The sequence below is a fragment of the Pontixanthobacter aestiaquae genome (assembly GCF_009827455.1).
GTDB lineage: Bacteria > Pseudomonadota > Alphaproteobacteria > Sphingomonadales > Sphingomonadaceae > Pontixanthobacter > Pontixanthobacter aestiaquae.
Map to the genome: position 1 here is coordinate 1,450,272 of NZ_WTYZ01000001.1, position 13,937 is coordinate 1,464,208.

The window sequence follows — 13,937 nt, forward strand, 5'->3', positions numbered from 1 at the left end:
ACCTGACGAAAGGCCTCCTGTGGACTTTATCTCGATACTTTCGATTTTCGTAATGGCCTGCTTTGTCGGCTACTACGTCGTGTGGTCGGTGACACCCGCGCTGCATACGCCGCTGATGGCGGTGACCAATGCGATTTCGTCCGTGATTATAGTCGGCGCGTTGATCGCGGCGGCTGAAGCGGGCAGTCCCGCCGCAAAGTGGCTGGGGCTGTTCGGGGTCGTGCTGGCGAGCGTCAATATTTTTGGCGGTTTCGCTGTTACCGAGCGAATGCTGGCGATGTATAAGAAGAAGGAGGGCAAATGATGCTCTCCGTCCTGGCATCGGGCGCTGTAGGCGCTGGCACACCGGCCTGGGCGATGCTCGCCTATCTCGCAGCGGGAGTGCTCTTCATTCTTGCTCTGCGCGGACTGAGTTCGCCGCAAACGAGCCGCGCGGGCAACCGTTATGGCATGATCGGTATGTTGATCGCTGTCGTGACCACGCTGGTCACGCATGATGTTGCTACACTGCCGGAAATCGGCATCGCAATGTTCTTGGGCGGGGTTATCGGAGTCACTGTAGCGCGCAAGATCGCGATGACAGCGATGCCGGAACTGGTCGCAGGCTTTCACTCTCTGGTTGGTCTCGCGGCAGTTGTTGTGGGTTTGGCCGCTTGGCTGGACCCCGCATCGTTCGGGATTACCGATAGCGCGGGGCAAATCCTGACGGTCAGCCGGATCGAACTCGGCCTCGGTATCGCGATCGGTGCGATCACCTTCTCCGGCTCGGTCATAGCTTTCCTGAAGCTGTCGGGGCGGATGAGCGGCAATCCGATCCTGCTGCCTATGCGGCATTTCATCAATCTGGGAACGCTTCTCGCCATTCTCGGGATGATTGCTGCCTATGCAGTGTCCGGTGCGGCGGGAGCGGGCGAAGGTCAGCTCATTATCTGGATTACGGTCGCGGCGTTTATTATCGGCTTCCTGTTGATCATTCCGATTGGCGGGGCAGATATGCCGGTCGTGGTGTCGATGCTGAACAGTTACTCCGGCTGGGCGGCAGCGGCGATGGGCTTCACGCTGGGTAACACTGCAATGATTATTACCGGCGCGCTGGTCGGTTCATCGGGGGCGATCCTCAGCTACATCATGTGCAAGGCCATGAACCGCAGTTTCATCAGCGTTATCGCGGGCGGATTTGGTGCGGATGATAGCGGCAGCGGCGATGGTGAACCGCGCGAGCAGCGCCCGTATAAACAAGGCAGTGCGGCCGACGCGGCCTTCATGCTGGAGCAGGCCGAGAACGTCATCATCATCCCGGGTTACGGTATGGCGGTGGCGCAGGCGCAGCATGCTCTGCGCGAAATGTGCGATCTGCTGGAAGAAAAGGGCGTCAGCGTAAAATTTGCCATCCACCCGGTTGCGGGACGGATGCCGGGGCACATGAATGTGCTGCTCGCCGAAGCCAGCGTCGATTACGACAAAGTGTTCGAGCTGGAAGACATCAACAGCGAATTTGCGCAGGCGGATGTCGCTTTCATCATCGGCGCGAATGACGTTGTGAACCCGGCGGCGAAGACCGACAAATCATCGCCAATCTACGGTATGCCGGTGTTCGATGTGGACAAGGCCAAGCAGGTCTTTTTCATCAAGCGCAGCATGGGCGGGGTCGGTTATGCCGGCGTCGACAATGATGTGTTTTATATGGACCAGACCATGATGCTGCTGTCCGATGCGAAAAAGATGGTCGAAGAGATCGTGAAGAGCATCGATTGATGCGCAAGCTGCTCTTTGCCATCATTGTGCTGGTTCTGCTCGTGGGGATTGCGCTTCAAACAGGCCTCGCGAAGCCGGTTGTGCAGTGGCGCGTCGAGTCCGCATTGCTGGAATCGGGCATGTCGGAAAAGCGGGCCAGTTGTATGGCGGCCCGCATGGTTGACCGGCTGAGCATTCAGCAGCTTTACGAGCTGCGGCAAGGAATGGCACCGCGTGACGGAGAGACCGACAAGCCCGATGGGCTCGGCGATCTAATCAAGCGCTTGCGGCGCGGGACCGACACAGAAACCGTCACGGTCGTCACTTCCAGCGCAGGGCTCTGCGCCATCGGTATTGGCTGAGCAGCCTCACGCTCTGGTGAAATTCACTGTTTTGCAGAACACTGCGACGCACCCTCTGACTTTCAGAATGCTGCCGCTGCGCCAGACCTGTGCGTTAAAGTAACGGCCATCTTCGGGGCTGTAGCCTTGGCCTTTGAAACGTTCGCCGCCGGGTTTCAGGCTCCAGAAGATGGGCAAACCAAGCAGTTTTCGATCGCGCTTCGCCTTGTCGGGATTTTCTGTATCGCGCGCGCCGCCTTTGGGTTCTGCCACAAGAAACTTGGAAATTTTGCCGCACATGGAGCTGCCGCATTTGTAAAACTGGATTACCGATTTGCCGTCATCGGTCTTCCAATTGCCTGCGATTGAGGCGGGCGCTGCTTGTGCAGGCGTTGCGAACGCGAAAGCGGCAATCGCGGGCAGCAGAGAACGGGCAAGTGTCATGTTCGGTATCCTCATTTATCGTTCTAATTATAGATACGCCCAAAACTGCGACTTGGTTTCACATTGATTTTGGCGCAGAGTGAGTTTCAAAGGGAGACGTAGAATGAATAAGCTGAACCGCATCTGTCTTGCCGCCGGTGCTTTGCTGATGGCGGCAACACCTGCATGGGCCGACACAATCACGGTTGCTCCTGGCGAGGGCGCGCAGGAACGATTGCAGGAAGCGCTTATTCTGGCCGAACCAGGTGACGAGATCGTCCTTGCGGCAGGCCGCTTCGCATTGACCGACGGGCTTAGTCTGGATGTCGATGGCGTGACATTGCGCGGTGCGGGGATGGATCAGACTGTGCTCGATTTCTCGAACCAGTTGGGCGCAGGCGAGGGGCTGCTGGTGACCAGCGACAATGTTGTGCTGCGCGAGTTTGGAATGGAGAATTCCAAAGGCGACGGGATCAAATCCAAAGGCGCCGACAATATCGTCTATTACAAACTCCGCGTCGAATGGACGCGCGGCCCGCATGAAGAAAACGGTGCCTATGCGATCTATCCGGTCGAGAGCGAGAATGTGCTGGTCGATAGTGTGACCACCATCGCTGCGTCTGATGCAGGTATCTATGTCGGCCAATCGAAAAACATCATCGTGCGCAATTCGGTCGCCAAATACAATGTGGCCGGAATCGAGATCGAAAACAGCTATGGAGCGGATGTTTATAACAATCTCGCGGTGAACAACACCGGCGGTATTCTGGTATTCGACTTGCCCGATATTCCGCAGCAAGGCGGCCGCGATGTGCGTGTGTTCAACAATATCGTCGTCGACAACAATACGCGCAATTTCGCGCCCGAGGGCAATATCGTGGCCAGTGTCCCATCGGGCATGGGTGTGATGGTGATGAGCCACTTCAATGTGGAAGTGTTCGGCAATGTGTTTGCTGAAAATGCGACCGGTAATGTGCTGATTACCGCCTATCCCAATCAGACCGAGGACGCGGATTACAATCCGCTGCCGGTCAATATTCTGGTGAAGGATAATGTTCAGGGCCGCGCCGGATATAAACCGGCAATGCGCGGCGGCGAGATGCTTGCAGCTGCATTTGGCGGCACGATCCCGCCAGTGACGCATGATGGCAATGGCAGCGACATTGTGGTGCAGGATGATGTGCCCGTGTTGTCGCTCGGCTTTACCAAGCCCGCGCAGCCATTCACCGAAGCCAAGCCGAGCGTGGTCGATCTTTCGGGTGACGCAGACAAGCCGCTGGTGCTGAAGCCAATTGTGCTGCCAGAGGCGATGGAGGCGGCCGTCAAGCAATGAAGCGGCTGAGTCTCTCCATTTTGGGCGCTGCCGCGCTTTCTGCGGGCTGCGCAATTGCTGTGCAGGCGACGGTGGTCGCAGTAACAGCTGTCAATGATACGGCAGTTCTGGAAACTAAACTGCCACGCTCGCTATCGGATTATGGCTTCTTCGCTGATGCGACTGCACAGATCCCGAGTGCGGGTGTCATCCCCTACCGGCTCAACACACCGCTCTATACCGATAGCGCGATCAAGCTGCGCTTTGCCTATGTGCCGGCGGGCAAGCAGGCAGTTGCCGATGGCGAGGGGTTGCTGCAATTCCCGGTTGGTAGCGCTTTGATCAAGACCTTTGCCTATGGCGAAGGTGAGGATAGGCGTCTGATTGAAACGCGCGTTCTGCTGCATCGGGCTGATGGCTGGCTCGCGTTGCCCTATAAGTGGAATGAGGAGCAGACTGAGGCGAAGCTCGCATTGGTCGGTGCGCGGCTGGAAGTGGATACGCCTGAACATGGCACGATCAGCTACCGTGTGCCCAATAAGAACCAGTGCAAACAATGCCACAGTATCGATGATGCGGTCGTGCCGATTGGCCCCAAAGCGCGCAATCTTTCGGGCGACTGGATGGCGGATATGGTTAAGGCGGGGCATGTCGATGCAGTGCCTGATGGCACAAATACACTGCCGGTGTGGGAGCATCGCCAGAAAGCTGATGTGAACGCTACGGCGCGCGCTTATCTCGACGTGAATTGCGCGCATTGCCATCAGCCGCAAGGAAAGGCCTCGAATTCGGGCCTCGATCTTCGGTGGGAGCAGGATGACCCGACCGCCGTCGGTATTCGCAAGCGACCGGTCGCTGCTGGACGCGGATCGGGCGGACTGAACTTCTCGATTGTGCCCGGCGATTCCACGCGCTCGATCATGGTGCACCGGATGGGCAGCGATAATCCCGGGGTGGCGATGCCAGAGCTTGGCAAAACAACTGTCGATAAGGACGGTGTCGATGTGATAACCCGCTGGATTGATGCGATGCCGGAGAAGACGTTTTGAGGTAGCGGTTCACACGAAGCGCTGTCCTACCCGTCCAACAAACGCTACTCATATCGCATGACAACCATCCCTCTTTACCCCCTCCCGATTCCTTCTCTTGGACCCTGTTCCATGTGTTCCATCGTGTTGGGTTTTATCCGTAAATCGGAAGGAAATTTGACATGAAATGGCTGCTGAGAATTATCGGTGTTGTCGTCGCGCTGTTGGTCATCGCGTTCCTGTTTCTGCGCACGCCCGATACCGATCCGGCAGAGATGCGCGCCAAATATGGCGGCGAGCCTTCGCAATTTGTCGAGCTGGACAGCGGGCTGGTTGTTCACCTTCGCGATGAAGGTCCTAGAGATGCTCCTGCGATTGTGCTTCTCCACGGATCGAACGCCGATTTGCTCACGTGGAATCCATGGGTTGAGCGGTTGTCGGACACTTACCGGATCATTCGGTTTGACCAGCCGGGACACGGCTTGACCGGCGCGACACCTGATGAAGATTACACTATCCAGACCTATGTGGATACGATTGACCGGGTTGCCGGCAAGCTAAAGCTGACGCGGTTTACACTTGGCGGCAATTCCATGGGGGGCGGTCATACTCTTGCATATGCCCTGCAACATCCGGAACGGCTGGAAGCGATGATCCTGGTCGATGCCGGCGGTCCGCCGCGACAGAAAAACGACGAGGACGGCACGAAAGGAAGTGGCGGCAATATCGGATTTACTATCGCGCAGACACCGGGTGTTCGCGAGCTGATGAAGCACGTTACGCCGCGCAGCATGGTCGAGCAGAGCCTGCGTCAGAGCGTAACAAACCAGGACATCGTGACTGACGAAGCCGTAGATCGCTATTGGGAAATGCTGCGCTATCCCGGCAACCGCGCGGCGACAATCTTCCGTTTCAGCCAGACCAGAGTGCCGTTCACTGAAGAACAAATGGCGTCGCTTGATATTCCCTCGCTGATCATCTGGGGAGAGGAAGACGCTATTATTCCTCTATCCGCAGGGGAATGGCTCAATACTCATCTGCCAAATAGCGAACTACTGGTACTGCCGAATATCGGGCATTTGCCCATGGAAGAGGCGCCGAATGAAACTGCAGCAACAGTTCGTAGCTTTATGGCAAACCTGCCGGAAACGATTGAAACTGGGGCAGAGTAAGGCTTTCCACTGACCTATAGACGCAGGGCGAACACCTGATAGATTGCTACAGCGCGAGGATATTCGCGAATATTTGAGCGGAGATCAAAAGCAGTGCGTAAATTGGGATTGATCGGGGGGATGAGCTGGGTCTCCACCCGGACGTATTTTGAGCAGATCAACCGGCTGGTCCAACGGCGGACGACTACGCGCACTACCGCGCCACTGCTGATCGAGAGTTTGGATTTTGCGTCGCTGCATGCGCTAAAGGATGATGCCGATTGGGACGCGGCAACGCAGCATCTGGTTGGCTCTGCCAAACGGATGGAACAAGCGGGCGCTGAAGGCCTCGTGATCTGCGCGAACTCGATGCACAAGGACTTTGCTGCGATCTCAGACGCGGTCGATATTCCCATTCTTCACGCAGGTGATTGCATTGGCGCAAAAGTCGCAGAAGCCGGCAAAACCAATGTGGCGCTTATCGGACGCCGCAATGTGATGACCGAAAGCTTCTTCCGCCAGCGGATTGTTGCGCATGGTGTCGATCTGATGTCACCCGACATGGGTAACGTCGATCTGATCGATAGGATTATTTACGAAGAACTGATGGCAGGCAAAGCCAGCCGTGATGCGGAACGGTTGTTCAAGACGATCATCACGCAAAAGCAACAAAGGGGCGCGACGGCTATCATCTTGGCGTGCACCGAGCTGGAATTGGTAGTCGATATCAACGCCAATGTCCTGCCGATCTTCGATTCCGCCAGCATTCACTGCGAGGCTGCAGTCGACTGGATATTCGGTGAGAACCACAGGGGCGATTGATCTGTTGCCAGATTGTTCCCGTTGTCGGCTGGCACCGCATTCTCTAAGCCGCGCGCACCTATGACACGTGCCCCTTACGCCGCTGATCCGACCGCTTCTCGTGGCCGTGAATTCCTCGAAAACAGAGATAGCACGCGCGGTCCGCGCAGCGAGTTCCAGCGAGACCGTGACCGGATCATTCACTCGATTTCCTTCCGCCGCTTGCGTAGCAAGACGCAGGTGTTCATTGCGCCCGACGGCGATCATTACCGCACACGGCTGACGCACAGCTTGGAAGTCGCGCAGATCGGCCGCGTCATCGCGCGAACGTTGGGTCTGGACGAAGATCTCACCGAGGCGCTTTGTCTGGCACATGATATCGGTCATCCACCTTTCGGCCATGCCGGGGAGAAAGCTCTGTCGCTGGCGATGGAAAAGCATGGCGGGTTTGATCACAATGCGCAGTCGCTGCGCACGCTGATGCGGCTGGAAAGCCCCTATTGCGACCATGAGGGGCTGAACCTGACGTGGGAGCTTCTGGAAGGCTTGGCCAAGCACAACGGGCCGGTCGAGGAACCAAGCTGGGCATTGGCCGAACTGGATGCAGATTATCCGCTTGCACTCCGGAAACATCCCTCGCTGGAAGCGCAAGTCGCGGCGATTGCCGATGATATTGCCTACGACAATCACGACATTGATGACGGTTTGCGCGCAGGCTTTATCGATCTGGACGAGTTGCTCACGCTCGATTTCGTCGCCGACCAGTGGCGCATGGTCGAAAAGCGCTTTCCCGGCGCGCAAAGAGAGCGTCAGCTACGCGAATTGGTCCGCGGGCAGATCGGCCTGATGGTCAATGATGTGATCGAACATACGCGCAAGGCGGTAAGCGGGATTGAAACGCTGGATGATGTTCATGGCGCAGGCAAAATGCTCGCGACGTTCTCGCCCGGCTTCGCGCAGTCCGAAAGGAAGCTGAAGAACTTCATGTATGAGAAGCTCTATTACCACCCCGAGCAGCTTTCCACTGCGGAGAAAGCGCGCGATGTCGTGTCGCGGATATACGCTGCCTATGAACAGGATGCCTCGCTTCTTCCTCACGATTGGCACGCGACCTTGCCCGAGAGCGAACCCGCCCGCAGCCGCCATGTTGCGGATTATATCGCGGGCATGACGGACCGCTACGCTATTGACCAATGCGCCAGGATTTATGGCTCTGCGCCAGCTGGGTTGAGCAATGTCTGACTTGGTCAAGATTGCAATCGTTGGTGCGACCGGCTTGATCGGGCGCACGATCATCGAACGGGCGGTTGGCCGCGAAGATATACGCGTCTTCGGTATCGCCCGGCGTGAGATGAAGCTGCCTGAAGGTGCGCGGATGGAGATGATGCTTGCCGAGCCTGATCAGTGGGGCAAGGTGATCGGTCAAATCAAGCCGGATGTCTTGGTCAGTGCGCTTGGCACCACATGGAACAAATCGGGCAAGAGCGAGGAAGCTTTTCGTGCAGTCGATCAGGACTTGGTTCTGGATACTGCGAAGGCGGCGCATGAGCACGGCGTCGAGAGGATTATCGCAGTCAGTTCGACCGGAGCGGATGCCGGTTCGAAAAACTTCTATCTGCGCGTCAAAGGGGAAGTCGAGCGCGATCTGCTGAAGATCGGTTTCGACCGCGTCGATATCTTCCGGCCCGGATTGCTCCGCGGCGCACGTAGCAATGATCGCCGTGCGGGTGAGAGGCTGGGCATCACTCTCAGTCCGCTGACTGACCTGTTGATGCACGGCAAATATCGTAAATACCGGTCAATATCGGCCGAGGATGTTGCCGATGCGGCATTGGCGCTGTCGATGCGCAAGGCAGCGGGCAAGTTCAAACATGATAATGATGCAATTTTGCGCGCGGCACACAGCCTGCCGCAATTGCAAGACTAGGGCAGGAAAAAACCATGTGGGATCTCGTATTCAAATCAGCGAACTATCTGGCGATGGCCGCGTGGTTTGCTCTGATCCTGCTGCCGCGCAAGCCGTTTATCTTGAGCGCCGTGATGTATCTCGGCGTCGCTCTGCTCTGTTTGGTTTATACTGTAGGAATGGTCTCGCTAATCGGCGGTTTTGTAGACTCCGGCGCTTCGGGTGAAGGTGGAGCCGGTAGTTTCACCAGCATCGAAGGTGTTCGCGCATTGTTTGCCTCTGACGGAGGATTGACAGTGGGCTGGGTACACTATCTCGCGTTTGATTTGTTCGTCGGCCTTTGGATAGCGCGTGATGCCGATGCGAAGTACTTCTCGCGGGTTTTGCAGGCACCGGTCCTGCTTTTCACGTTCATGCTTGGCCCGATTGGGTTGTTTATGTGGCTGATTATCCGCGAAGGCAGGGCGCGGACATTCGGTTGGAAACGCAATCGCATCAATGTTTGATTGCGCCACGCGATGAAACGCCACGCCCCAGCAACTTTGCGCAATCGGGAGGCGATTGCCGCTGTGCTTGCTGGCGAACTTCCTGAAGCTGGAACAGTTTTGGAGGTTGCCAGTGGTTCGGGCGAACACGCCGTGTATTTCGCACAACAATTTCCCGATTTGGTCTGGCAACCGAGTGATTATGAAGACGAAGCCTTGGCTTCGATCTCGGCATGGTCTGACGAAGCTCAACTGACCAACATTCTTCCTCCAATTCAAATCGATGCTGCATCGAATTGGACAATAGCGAGTTGCGTGGCAATTCTATGCTGCAACATGATCCATATCAGCCAGTGGGCGGCGACAGTTGGTCTGTTTCGCAATGCCGGATCGATCCTGTCCAAAGGCGGCGCTCTGATTACATACGGGCCCTATATCGAGGAAGATGTGCCGACAGCGCAATCCAATCTCGACTTCGATGGGAGTTTAAAAGCGCGCTGTCCGGGCTGGGGGTTGCGGCGGATTGCTGACCTGGACGAACTGGCCGAGAAGCACGGGCTCAAGCGAACCGCACGCCACTCCATGCCTGCAAACAATTTACTGCTGGCATATCGCAAATAGAGCAACGCCCGTTCAAAAAAACGAACGGGCGAAACCCTGCGACCCTTAGGGTATTATCACTCAGTCGATTGCGTCTTCACCGCTTTGACCGACCGATTGGATGTCTTCGCCCAGACCTTTGACTGTGTTGCATGCTGTCGCTGTGAGCGACATAGCGGTGATGCCGATGGCAAGAAATATCTTACGTGTCATGAGCTTTTCTCCAATTTCTTCGCGCAAAATGCGCACTGGTATGAAGCGAAAACGCGAAAAACAGATTGCGGTTCCCTAGGTCTCGGTCTGGGCTGGCGCCTGCTTCGACAATACCCTCTGCCGCCATGCGACGAGTAGCCCTGAGGCTATGATGAGCGGAGCGCCGATTGCCAGCGTCGCAGGCGGAACACGCCCGAAAATGAAATAGCCAAATAATGTCGCCCAGATCAGCGATGTGTAGTCCATAATGATGATAGTTGCCGCCGATCCAAAACGCAGGCTGGTGGTGAGCAGCATCTGCGCCGTCGCGCCGCATAAGGCCATGGCAAGGATAATGAGCCACGTGGTCGGGTCATGCGCACTTGCCACGAACGGCATGGCCAGCGCCGCCAACGGAGCGGTGAGTGCAGTAAACCAGAACACAATGGCCCACGGGCTCTCGGTCGTGTTCAAATCCTGGATTTGGATGGAAATGAGCGCGACCAGAAAGGCCGCAATCAAACCCACTAGCGTGCCCGCTGGATTAAGCATATCGCCGCCAGGCTGCATCACGATCAGCACTCCTGCGAAGCCCAGAGCAATCGCAGCCCCGCGATAAAAGCCGATCTTCTCACGAAACAGGACCATCGACAGCACCACCGCCCACATTGGTGTGGTGAAGCTCAGCGTTGTGGCTTCTGCCAAGGGCAGCAAGACAACTGCGCCATAGACAAAAACCATGCCGGTTATTCCGTAAACCGCGCGGCGGATATGCGCAGATAGTCGCCGTGTTTTAACAGTGGCGATCTTGCCGATCAGCACCAGAAAGCTGCCGACCAGCACGACAGTCAGAGCCTGCCGCCAAAAGATCAATTCAAGCAGATGCGCCCCGCGTTGCTCGGCCAGCTTCAGCAATGCGCCCATCGTCGCAAGCGTTAGCGCTGTCAAAAAGCGCACACCCAAAGCAAGCATCGGGCGCGGAGAAGCAACGGAACCGTCCATGGCGCGGCCATAGGGTAAGTAGAGTGCCGATCAACCGCACTTCTCCTATTGAGAAGCAAAGCGCACGCTCCCATATGGCGCGAGCTATGTCATGGGCAGATCAGATCGAACGGTTTTGGACCTTCGCCAGTGAGGCGAAGATCGTCGGGCTGTGGGGGTTGATGCTGATCGGCGTCGCAATATTTGCATTATTTGCCGAGAAACGTCGGAACAAGGTCGCCAGAATAGATCGGATCGGCTGGGTCCCATGGACTGGCGTATTTATGTTCAGCGCCATGATTGGCGCAGGGTTAATTGCTCTGGCCGTCAAAGGCATCTTTAGTGGTGAATAGGCTCTAATAGCCTTGCTGCTGAATTAGAGACACGCTTCCAAATACGCTTGGTCGAAACCAAACTGACGCGATTTCTCGAGCGTATAAGGGCGTAGGCCCGACGCCCGATACTCGCCGATGATCTTGCCGTCATCGTCCTCGTCCAGATATTCGAACTTGAACAATTCCTGCGTCACGATCACGTCGCCTTCCATACCGATTACCTCGGTAATGTTGGTGGTACGGCGCGAACCGTCGCGCAGACGTTTCACCTGCACAATAATATCGACCGACTCCGCAATCTGGCGCGAAATGGCTTCTTTCGGGATTTTGATGTCACCCATCAGGATCATATTTTCCATACGTCCAAGACATTCGCGCGGAGAGTTGGCGTGCAGCGTACACATGGAGCCATCGTGGCCGGTGTTCATTGCAGCGAGAAGGTCAAAACACTCCGCCCCGCGAATCTCACCCAGGATAATGCGGTCAGGACGCATACGCAGGGCGTTCTTAACGAGGTCGCCAATGGTAATCGCGCCTTGGCCTTCAAGGTTCGGCGGGCGAGTTTCCAGCGGCAGCCAGTGCGGCTGTTGCAGACGAAGTTCGGCGGCATCCTCAATCGTCAGAACACGCTCGCCGGGATCAATCATCTTCGACAAGGCGTTGAGCATGGTTGTTTTACCAGAGCCCGTACCGCCCGAGATAACGACATTCATCCGGCACGCACCCGCGATTTTCAGCGCGGTGGCCATCTTGTCGCTCATCGAGCCAAATTCTTTGAGCATATCGATCGTAATCGGCTTCTCGGAGAATTTACGAATGGATAACGCGGTGCCTTTGAGTGACAACGGCGGAACGATGACGTTCACACGCGAACCGTCTTTCAATCGGGCATCGGCGAGCGGTGTGGTTTGGTCGACGCGGCGGCCGACTTGGTTCACGATGCGCTGAGCGATCTGGAACAGGTGGTTTTCATCGCGGAAACGGATTGGTGCCTGCACCAGTTTACCGCCTTTTTCGATGTAGGTCTGCTCAGGGCCATTGACCATGATATCCGAGATGTCAGGGTCGTTCAGCAGTTCTTCCAGCGGCCCAAAACCGAGCAATTCGTCAATCAGAACCTTCTCGAGAGCGAACTGTTCACGGCGGTTGAGCGTGACTTTGAGTTCGGCCAGCACTTCCATGATGATCGGGCGGAATTCTTCGGAGAGTTCTTCCTTGGTCAGCGTTGCCGCCGCTTCGGGGTCAACTCGTTCGAGCAGGCGTGGAAGCACTTGCTCCTTGATTTTGTGAACGCTGGCTTCAAAACCGCCAACTTCTGCATTGCCTTCCATGACCGCATTGGCGCGGTCGGCCAGACGAGTCATCGCATCGTTTTTGCTGGGTTGCGCGCTGGATACCGCTTCGGCGGGCGCGGTAGGATCCTCACCCGGCAAAGGAGGGAATTGCTCACCGCCGGGAGGAGGAACATCGTCCCTTTTGGGGGCTGCTTTATCGCCGCCCTTCATCGGGCGTGCTACGCCGAAAGAGGGACGTGCGCCGGATTTCATCCCGCTGGGTCCATTCTTACGTCCGAAAGCGCTCATCGTGGCGTCCCCTATTTGTGACTTCCCGGTTACGGAGCATCACCAAAAACATTAATCACTGCTGGGCGTAGATACCCAAGCGTTTGTCATCAGAAATGGTGAATAGGTTAGAAACCTTATTTTTCTCTAAAGGTTCGGAAGTGTTTTTGCGGTTAGCTGCCAGCGCGGCCCAGAATATATTCTGCACGTCCCAAACAGGCAGCAAGCCGGGTCATGTTGACGGCAGCAAGCCGGTCTGCGCCAAATAGCCAGCCCAACCCGCTGATTATGGCAAGAACAGGGATCTCAACGGGCAAAAGCAGATTGCGCGCAAAGCTGCGATTTCCCTGCGCCGCCGCGCCGCGGCCCAGCCTCTGGTAGCGTTTGAAAATGAACTCTTTGGTCATTTCCTGTGGCTGGATCTGGTGATGAACGAGCGCACTGGGCACGAAACGAACCCCGGCACCCTTTCGTTCAAGCCGGTGCGCCATTTCAGTGTCCTGTCCGCCGGTAGGTTTTACGCCTGCTCTAAGATTTGTCCGTTCCTCATCAAACCGTAATCCTTCGAGTGCTGTCCGCCTGATCGCCCAATTGCCGCCCTTGGCAAACCGGGGAGGGCAGGGGCCTTCTGCGAGCGACAGTGGCGTACAACCGCAGCATTTGCCGATATTCGTTAAATGAACCAGCCAATCGGGTGCGCTAGCCAGAAATTCCGGGCGAATTTGCCCGAGGAAAGCGCCGGTGTCAGGATTGTGAGCGGCCGCATCGCGATAGGCTTCTAACCAGCCGTTAGCCGGAAGAATATCGTCGTCGATGAAGACCAGCAAGGAACCGTTGGCACGCTCCATCGCGGTGTTAAGTGCGTAGGACTTGCCGGGCCGGGGCTCATGGACAACCGTTGCGTTTCGCCCTTTGGAAAAGTCCTGCATAAGGTCGGGGGTTTTGTCAGTGCTGGCGTTGTCGGCGAAAATGAATTCAATGTCGTCATAACTGGCAGCAACCTCTGTGAGCTTTTCAAAGACCGGCGGGAGTGTGTCCGCACCATCTTTGCTGGCAATAATGATCGAAATTGTGGGGCTCGCCATT

Annotated in this window: 17 protein-coding genes; 12 read left to right on the top strand and 5 right to left on the bottom strand. The window is 56.5% G+C overall.

The features are described 5' to 3' along the window. Positions 1–19 precede the first annotated feature (19 nt). The 3 genes from GRI35_RS06855 to GRI35_RS06865 are packed head-to-tail and all read left to right on the top strand — an operon-like array spanning position 20 to position 2,096. Positions 20–304, top strand: coding sequence for an NAD(P) transhydrogenase subunit alpha (locus tag GRI35_RS06855; RefSeq protein WP_160613472.1), 285 nt, complete (start codon positions 20–22; stop codon positions 302–304). Beyond that, on the top strand, positions 301–1,755 hold the full coding sequence (locus tag GRI35_RS06860; protein ID WP_160613473.1) for an NAD(P)(+) transhydrogenase (Re/Si-specific) subunit beta: 1,455 nt from the start codon (positions 301–303) through the stop codon (positions 1,753–1,755). Before GRI35_RS06855 ends, GRI35_RS06860 begins: the two co-directional genes overlap by 4 nt. After that, positions 1,755–2,096, top strand: coding sequence for a hypothetical protein (locus tag GRI35_RS06865; protein ID WP_160613474.1), 342 nt, complete (start codon positions 1,755–1,757; stop codon positions 2,094–2,096). Before GRI35_RS06860 ends, GRI35_RS06865 begins: the two co-directional genes overlap by 1 nt. Positions 2,097–2,102: 6 nt before the next feature. Here the strand turns inward: GRI35_RS06865 and GRI35_RS06870 are convergent, their stop codons facing one another. Continuing rightward, a complete protein-coding gene (locus tag GRI35_RS06870; protein WP_160613475.1) occupies positions 2,103–2,519 on the bottom strand; it encodes a DUF2147 domain-containing protein in 417 nt (138 codons plus the stop codon). A gap of 103 nt (positions 2,520–2,622) precedes the next feature. Between GRI35_RS06870 and GRI35_RS06875 the strand changes: the two genes are divergently transcribed. The 8 genes from GRI35_RS06875 (at position 2,623) to GRI35_RS06910 (ending at position 9,802) form a co-directional block, all read left to right on the top strand. Beyond that, on the top strand, positions 2,623–3,831 hold the full coding sequence (locus GRI35_RS06875) for a parallel beta-helix domain-containing protein (RefSeq protein ID WP_160613476.1): 1,209 nt from the start codon (positions 2,623–2,625) through the stop codon (positions 3,829–3,831). Then, positions 3,828–4,859, top strand: a complete 1,032-nt coding sequence (locus GRI35_RS06880) for an SO2930 family diheme c-type cytochrome (RefSeq protein WP_160613477.1) — start codon at positions 3,828–3,830, stop codon at positions 4,857–4,859. Before GRI35_RS06875 ends, GRI35_RS06880 begins: the two co-directional genes overlap by 4 nt. A gap of 161 nt (positions 4,860–5,020) precedes the next feature. Further along, positions 5,021–6,010 carry an alpha/beta fold hydrolase gene (locus GRI35_RS06885; protein ID WP_160613478.1) on the top strand — a complete coding sequence of 330 codons (990 nt, stop codon included), beginning with the start codon at positions 5,021–5,023 and terminating at the stop codon, positions 6,008–6,010. Positions 6,011–6,103: 93 nt separating this feature from the next. Then, complete coding sequence (locus tag GRI35_RS06890) at positions 6,104–6,811, top strand: aspartate/glutamate racemase family protein (protein WP_160613479.1); 708 nt, start codon at positions 6,104–6,106, stop codon at positions 6,809–6,811. 60 nt (positions 6,812–6,871) lie between these two features. Continuing rightward, positions 6,872–8,032 (top strand): deoxyguanosinetriphosphate triphosphohydrolase, encoded by a 1,161-nt coding sequence (locus GRI35_RS06895; RefSeq protein WP_160613480.1) that lies wholly within the window; start codon positions 6,872–6,874, stop codon positions 8,030–8,032. Then, positions 8,025–8,717, top strand: coding sequence for an NAD(P)H-binding protein (locus tag GRI35_RS06900; RefSeq protein ID WP_160613481.1), 693 nt, complete (start codon positions 8,025–8,027; stop codon positions 8,715–8,717). The genes GRI35_RS06895 and GRI35_RS06900 overlap by 8 nt, the downstream gene beginning before the upstream one ends. Before the next feature lie 14 nt (positions 8,718–8,731). Beyond that, positions 8,732–9,202 carry an ABA4-like family protein gene (locus GRI35_RS06905; RefSeq protein WP_160613482.1) on the top strand — a complete coding sequence of 157 codons (471 nt, stop codon included), beginning with the start codon at positions 8,732–8,734 and terminating at the stop codon, positions 9,200–9,202. A gap of 12 nt (positions 9,203–9,214) precedes the next feature. Continuing rightward, positions 9,215–9,802, top strand: coding sequence for a DUF938 domain-containing protein (locus GRI35_RS06910; protein ID WP_160613483.1), 588 nt, complete (start codon positions 9,215–9,217; stop codon positions 9,800–9,802). Between the two features lie 60 nt (positions 9,803–9,862). On the opposite strand, the gene GRI35_RS06915 is transcribed toward GRI35_RS06910, so the two are convergent. Both GRI35_RS06915 and GRI35_RS06920 read right to left on the bottom strand, forming a co-directional pair. Further along, positions 9,863–9,994 (bottom strand): entericidin A/B family lipoprotein, encoded by a 132-nt coding sequence (locus GRI35_RS06915; protein ID WP_160613484.1) that lies wholly within the window; start codon positions 9,992–9,994, stop codon positions 9,863–9,865. A gap of 75 nt (positions 9,995–10,069) precedes the next feature. Further along, positions 10,070–10,975, bottom strand: coding sequence for a DMT family transporter (locus GRI35_RS06920; RefSeq protein WP_160613485.1), 906 nt, complete (start codon positions 10,973–10,975; stop codon positions 10,070–10,072). 86 nt (positions 10,976–11,061) lie between these two features. Here GRI35_RS06920 and GRI35_RS06925 point away from each other — a divergent pair, with 86 nt between their 5' ends. Continuing rightward, positions 11,062–11,307, top strand: coding sequence for a hypothetical protein (locus GRI35_RS06925; RefSeq protein WP_160613486.1), 246 nt, complete (start codon positions 11,062–11,064; stop codon positions 11,305–11,307). Between the two features lie 23 nt (positions 11,308–11,330). On the opposite strand, the gene GRI35_RS06930 is transcribed toward GRI35_RS06925, so the two are convergent. Then, positions 11,331–12,872 (bottom strand): CpaF family protein, encoded by a 1,542-nt coding sequence (locus GRI35_RS06930; RefSeq protein ID WP_160613487.1) that lies wholly within the window; start codon positions 12,870–12,872, stop codon positions 11,331–11,333. Between the two features lie 152 nt (positions 12,873–13,024). Next, complete coding sequence (locus GRI35_RS06935; RefSeq protein WP_160613488.1) at positions 13,025–13,936, bottom strand: glycosyltransferase; 912 nt, start codon at positions 13,934–13,936, stop codon at positions 13,025–13,027. Position 13,937: the final 1 nt, after the last annotated feature.